5 protein-coding genes and 1 pseudogene are annotated in these 5150 nt (G+C 73.2%); 3 read left to right on the top strand and 3 right to left on the bottom strand.

The genetic code is table 11. The features are described from left to right. Window positions 1-66: 66 nt before the first annotated feature. The gene (locus AC2W7A_RS09310) at window positions 67-813 is read left to right on the top strand and encodes a TrmH family RNA methyltransferase (protein WP_485991117.1); all 747 of its coding nucleotides are present in this window, start codon (window positions 67-69) and stop codon (window positions 811-813) included. Between the two features lie 172 nt (window positions 814-985). On the opposite strand, the gene AC2W7A_RS09305 is transcribed toward AC2W7A_RS09310, so the two are convergent. Together AC2W7A_RS09305 and AC2W7A_RS09300 are read right to left on the bottom strand one after the other, a co-directional pair. Further along, a complete protein-coding gene (locus AC2W7A_RS09305) occupies window positions 986-1255 on the bottom strand; it encodes a GlsB/YeaQ/YmgE family stress response membrane protein (protein WP_485991116.1) in 270 nt (89 codons plus the stop codon). 130 nt (window positions 1256-1385) lie between these two features. Continuing rightward, window positions 1386-2651 (bottom strand): MFS transporter, encoded by a 1266-nt coding sequence (locus tag AC2W7A_RS09300; protein ID WP_485991115.1) that lies wholly within the window; start codon window positions 2649-2651, stop codon window positions 1386-1388. 57 nt (window positions 2652-2708) lie between these two features. Here AC2W7A_RS09300 and AC2W7A_RS09295 point away from each other — a divergent pair, with 57 nt between their 5' ends. Beyond that, on the top strand, window positions 2709-3206 hold the full coding sequence (locus tag AC2W7A_RS09295; RefSeq protein WP_485991118.1) for a (deoxy)nucleoside triphosphate pyrophosphohydrolase: 498 nt from the start codon (window positions 2709-2711) through the stop codon (window positions 3204-3206). A 122-nt stretch (window positions 3207-3328) separates the two neighbouring features. Here AC2W7A_RS09295 and AC2W7A_RS09290 read toward each other — a convergent pair. After that, a pseudogene (locus AC2W7A_RS09290) lies at window positions 3329-4357 on the bottom strand (Rv2578c family radical SAM protein); the annotation flags it as partial. A gap of 156 nt (window positions 4358-4513) precedes the next feature. On the opposite strand from AC2W7A_RS09290, the gene AC2W7A_RS09285 reads away from it, so the two are divergent. Further along, window positions 4514-5150, top strand: a 637-nt coding sequence (locus tag AC2W7A_RS09285) for a pyroglutamyl-peptidase I (RefSeq protein ID WP_485991114.1), incomplete at its 3' end; no start/stop codon positions are given.

The raw sequence follows: 5150 nt of genomic DNA, 5'->3' as shown, positions 1-5150 counted from the left end.
CGAGGCGCTGCGCGCCCACCTCGGCCTGGCCCGGAGGGGGCACGCGCGGCGTGGCCCGCAGGAGAGGTGGCCCGTGAGGTCTACGTCTCCGAACGGCTCGCGCAGCGGAACCCGGAGCTGGCGGCCCTCGTGGAGGAGGCCGCCGCGTTCCGCCCGGCTCACCCCTCCGCATCCGCCGGGGACGACGACGGCCGCGCGCCGTCCGCCCGGCGGCTCACCGTCCGCCGAGCCTCGGACGAGGTCCTCACCGCGATGTCGGACGCGGTGACGGGCCAGGGGATCCTGATCGTCGCCGCACTGCCGACGTCCGTGACGCTGGAACAGGTGCTCGCGGCCGAGACGGTGCGGCTGGCGGCGGTGCTGTGCCGGGTGCAGGACCCCGGCAATGCCGGCACCATCCTGCGGGCCGCGGACGCCGCCGGCGCCGATGCCGTGCTGCTGACGGCAGGGTCGGTGGACCCGTTCAACCCGAAGGTCGTCCGCTCCACGGCGGGCTCGATCTTCCATCTGCCGGTGGTCACGGGCCTGGAGGCCGCAGAGGCCACCGCCGCGCTGCGAGGGGCCGGACTGCAGGTCTGGGCCGCAGACGGATACGCGGACCACACGCTCACCTCGTTGTCCTCGGAGCGGCTCGCGGCGCCGACCGCCTGGCTGCTCGGCAACGAGGCCCAGGGGCTGTCCGCCCAGGAGCGCTCCCTCGCCGACCAGGCCGTCGCCGTGCCGCTCTACGGGGCGGCAGAATCCCTCAACGTGGGCACCGCGGCCACCGTCTGCCTCTACGCGTCGGCGATGGCCGGACACCGCGCCCGCTGACCGCGCGGCATTCGTCGCTGTACGACGGCGGATCGCTCGCCTGCTTCAGGAGTGGATGCGCGCCTCGTCCTCGAGCAGGCAGTCGTCCATGCGCAGGCGGTCGTGCATGGGCAGGCATGAGAAAGGCCCCCACCCGAACCGGGTGGGGGCCTTTCTGGTGTGGTGCGTCAGATCAGTGACGGGCACCGCGGCGGCCGGTGATGGCCTGCCAGATGAAGGCGACGATCACGCCACCGAGGATCGCGAAGATCCAGGTGCCGAGGTCGAAGAACTTGTCCATGGCGCCGATGCCGAGGGCGCCGGCGATCCAGCCGCCCAGGAGCCCGCCGAGGAGGCCGGTGATGAGGGCGCCGATCCAGCCGGTGCCCTGGTGGCCGGGGAGGATGAGGCGGGCGATGGCGCCCGCGATGAGACCGAGAACGAGCCAAGCGATGATACCCATGTGCTTGTCACCTTTCGAGAGTGCGAAAATGTCTTGCCCGATCACTGTACCGGGACCACAGGGCAAAAGTCTCTTTTCCGCTCACGGATACTGTGTGTTTTCTCTCGCTCCACTTCCATGAGCATTGGGATTACACAGACTGACGTCGGATGAGCGTGCAGGAGAGCGCCAGGCCGAGCGCTGCGACGGCCGCACCCGCCAGTGACGGGACGTTCGCCGCGTGTCCGGCGCCGATGATCGCCGCACCCACCCAGGCTCCGATCGCATTGGCCATGTTCAGGGCCGAGTGGTTGAGGGAGCCCGCCAGCTGGGGCGAGGCCGGCGCGGCGTCCACGAGCAGGACCTGCAGGGCCGGGGCGATGCCCGAGCCGCAGACGGCCACCAGGAACAGGGGGAGGAGTGCGGCCCACCACCACGGGGAGAGCAGGTAGACCAGCAGCAGTGTGACGGCGGAGAGCAGGAAGGACAGCCGCAGCGTGCGGACGGGGTCCCGGTCCGTCATGGCGCCGCCGATCAGCGTGCCCACCACCATGCCGACTCCGTACAGTGCCAGGACCAGTGGGATGTGCCGCGGCGCCAGTCCGCCCACGTCCGTCAGCAGGGCGGCGATGTAGGTGTACAGGCAGAACATCCCGGCGAAGCCGAGGACCCCGACCAGCGCCGTCCTCCACAGCCGCGGGGAGGTCAGCCCCCTCAGCTCGCGGCGGATGCTGCTGCCCTCCGGTGCCGGGACCGGCGGCACCAGCAGCCAGGTGGCCAGGATGCAGAGGCCCGCGCACGCGGCGACCACCACGAACATCCACCGCCAGCCGGCCTGCTGGCCCAGGGCGGTGGCCGCGGGGACGCCGAGCAGGTTGGCCACGGACAGTCCCGCCAGGACCCAGCCGACGGCCTGGCCGCGGCGGGTCGGTCCGGCCAGGTGGGCGGCGGCGAGGGCGGCGGCGGAGAAGAACGCGCCGTGGGGGAGGCCGGAGAGGAACCGGGCCGCCATCATCCAACCGATCGTCGGGGCCAGCAGGGAGCCGAGGTGTCCCACCGCGAACAGTCCCATCAGCAGCATGGAGGAGCGCCGCCGGTCCACCGCGGACAGTGCCGCCGCCAGGGTCGGGGCGCCCACGACCACACCGAGTGCATACATGGAGATGAGCACGCCGCCGGCCTCCTGGGACACGTCCAGGTCGGCGACGGCCTCCGGGAGCAGGCCCATGATGGTGAACTCGGTGGTGCCGATCGCGAAGCTGCCCATCGCCAGGGCCAGCACGGCCCAGAGCAGGCGCCGTCCGTGCAGACGTGGGCCGTTCGCGTCCGTGCCGAGGGCGGGGGCCGGCGGGCCCTCGGGTGTCGGGGCCGACGGGAGGGTCGTGCGGGAGCGGAGTCGGTGTTCGGGCTGGTCCACCTGCCAAGCCTACGACCCATGGAACGGGAGGAGCGGCCGCGTCCTTAGGCTGGGGTCATGAGTTCGCCCACATCGCCCTCCCCGTCCGTGCAGCCCGACCCGTCGAAGCCGCTGGTCGTGGGCGTCGCGCTGATCGACGATCCGGCCGCGCCGCGGCGGATCCTGGCCGCCCGCCGGAGCGCACCGGAGGCCCTGGCCGGGCTGTGGGAGTTCCCCGGTGGGAAGGTGGAGCCGGGGGAGGGGCCGCGTGCGGCCCTGGAACGGGAGGTGCATGAGGAGCTCGGGGCGCAGGTCCGGCTCGGCGTGGAGGTCGAGTCCGCGGACCCGCGTGGATGGCTGCTGGCCAACGGCGCGTTCATGAGGGTGTTCGTCGGTGTCCTCCGCGCGGGGTCGGCGGGTCCGGAGCCCCTGGAGGACCACGACCTCCTGCAGTGGACCGCGCTGACGCGAGCGGACCTGCACGCCCTCGACTGGATTCCGGCGGACCGACCGATCGTGGACGCCCTGCTGGACCGGCTCGCCCCGGACACGCTCAGAACAGCGCCGGCTGTGTGAGTGCCGGGCGCAGTGCGACCCCGGCGGAGTCCGCCGCAGCCGCCAGTCCGCGTCGGGTGCGGGCGGCGGCTGCGCCGAACCGTCCTGTGGGCGGTGGCCGGCCGTCCCTCGCCGATCGGCAGCGGGCGTGACTCGATCCGCGGCCCGTCCTCCCGTCGGATCCCCTGCGCCCCGCCGATCGCCAGGCCGTAGCGGCGGGCGGCGGCGACGCCCCGGCGTTCCAGCCCGGCGCGGTAGGAGGCCGGAGCATAGGAGGACCGGGCGTACATGCGGCGGTAGCCGTCCAGCAGCTCCGGGTGCTCGGCCGCGATCCAGTCCAGGTACCACTGCCGTGCGCCGGGACGCAGGTGCAGGGCGCCGGTGAGCACGGATGCCGCGCCGGCCGCGGCGACGGCACGCATGAGGGTGTCCAGCTGATCGTCCGAGTCCGTGAGCCACGGCAGGATCGGCATCGCCATGACGTGGACACGGGCCCCGGCGGCTGTGAGCCGCTCGATGAGCTTGAGCCGTGCCGTCGGCGACGGCGTCCCCGGCTCCACGGCCGCGGCGACCGCCGGGTCCAGCAGGGCCAGGGAGACCCCGACGTCCACGGGGACGGACCGTGCGGCGGCGCCGAGCAGCGGCACGTCCCGGGTGAGCAGGGTGCCCTTCGTGAGGATCGAGAACGGGGTGCCGGACTCGGCGAGCGCGGAGATGATCCCCGGCATCAGCCGGTAGCGACCCTCCGCCCGCTGGTAGGGGTCCGTGTTGGTGCCCAGGGCGACGGTCTCCCGGCCCCAGGTGGGGCGGGCCAGCTCGGCGCGCAGGACCTCGGGGGCGTTCACCTTCACCACGATCTGCCGGTCGAAGTCCGCGCCGGCGTCCAGGTCCAGGAACTCGTGGGTGCTGCGGGCAAAGCAGTAGCGGCAGGCGTGCGTGCAGCCCCGGTACGGGTTGACGGTCCACCGGAACGGCATCTGCGAGGCCTCCGGGACCCGGTTCAGGACCGTCTTCGCCTCCACCTCATGGAAGGTGATGCCAGCGAACTCCGGCGTGGTGACGGTCCGCTGCAGGTCCGGGAGCGGCAGCAGGGCGGGTGCGCCGGCCGGTGTGCCGGTCCCCGTCTGCTCGGTGCCGCTCCCGGCCCGCAGGGTCTGCGCTTCCCATCGCATGGCAAAGAGTAGAACACATATTCGAACAGGATCGCAAGTGTGTTCGAACGGTTCGGTCGTCCGGGTTCGCGTGGGCACCGCCGTTCCGGCCCCCAGAGACCATCGCATCCCGGCCGCACGGCCCCCCTGCCGCCGCGATCCGTTAGTGTTCGGCCCATGACGGCTGCATCCCGGATCCTGCTCACCGGCTTCGAGCCCTTCGGCGGCGATGCCACCAACCCGTCCTGGGCCGCCGCCTCCGCCGCGGCGGACCTCCTGCGCGCCGTCGGGCACGACGCCCGCGCCGTGCAGATCCCGTGCGTCTTCGCCACGTCGGTGCCGGCGCTGCAGGAGGCGCTCGCGGACCACCGTCCCGAGGTCGTGGTCTGCGTCGGGCTGGCCGGAGGCACCGGGCAGGTCCGTCTCGAACGTGTCGCGGTGAACCTGCAGGACGCCCGCATCCCGGACAACTCGGGGGACCAGCCGGTGGACCGGCCCGTCGTCGAGGGCGGCCCGGCCGCCCTGTTCGCCACGCTCCCGGTCAAGCGTGCGCTGGCCGCCGTCCAGGCCGCCGACATCCCTGCCCAGCTGTCCCTGTCCGCCGGCTCCTTCGTCTGCAACCACCTTATGTACGCCGTGCTGCATGCGCCGGGCACCGCCCGCGCCGCCGGTTTCGTCCACATCCCCTGGGACCTGGAGCACCGTGCGGACGACTCCGTCCCCGCCCTGCCGGCCGGGCAGCTGGCCGAGGCCGTCGCCCTCGTCGCGCTCGAGTCCCTCGACGCCTCCCCCGGGACGCCGACCGCCCCCGGCG

It is taken from the genome of Micrococcus sp. LASM2_SD2 (genome assembly GCF_057364565.1).
The sequence above is the reverse complement of the archived record's forward strand: the minus strand, read 5'-3'. Positions and strand labels throughout refer to the sequence as shown.

What these genes read in the sequence shown, in the direction of transcription:
- AC2W7A_RS09305 (WP_485991116.1), bottom strand. Translation starts at nt 1,255, where the DNA reads ATGGGTATCATCGCTTGGCTCGTTCTCGGTCTCATCGCGGGCGCCATC.
- AC2W7A_RS09295 (WP_485991118.1), top strand. Translation starts at nt 2,709, where the DNA reads ATGAGTTCGCCCACATCGCCCTCCCCGTCCGTGCAGCCCGACCCGTCG.